Genomic DNA, 246 nt, shown 5'->3' on the forward strand with positions numbered 1-246 from the left:
CACCTTGCCGCCCCTCGGCGTGCTTGTCACAATGCGCGGCATCCCTCGCCTATCCCACAGGATTGTCTCATGGAAATTCGTAATCTCGGCGGCTCCGGCCTGCGCGTGTCCGCGGTCGGCATCGGCTTGGAGAATTTGGGGGCGAGCACGATGTCCTTGCGGCGATCGCCCAGCACGGTGCCGAGCACGGTTTCCGAGCCGCCCATGCCGGCATTGATTTCGGCGGTGTCGAACAGCGTGATGCCG

1 pseudogene is annotated in these 246 nt (G+C 64.6%); it reads right to left on the reverse strand.

The annotated features are described in order from the left end of the window. Nucleotides 1-98 precede the first annotated feature (98 nt). Nucleotides 99-246: pseudogene (locus tag FNJ47_RS47895) on the reverse strand (aldo/keto reductase); the annotation flags it as partial.

Source organism: Bradyrhizobium uaiense (genome assembly GCF_010811875.1).
GTDB classification, from domain to species: Bacteria; Pseudomonadota; Alphaproteobacteria; order Rhizobiales; family Xanthobacteraceae; genus Bradyrhizobium; species Bradyrhizobium uaiense.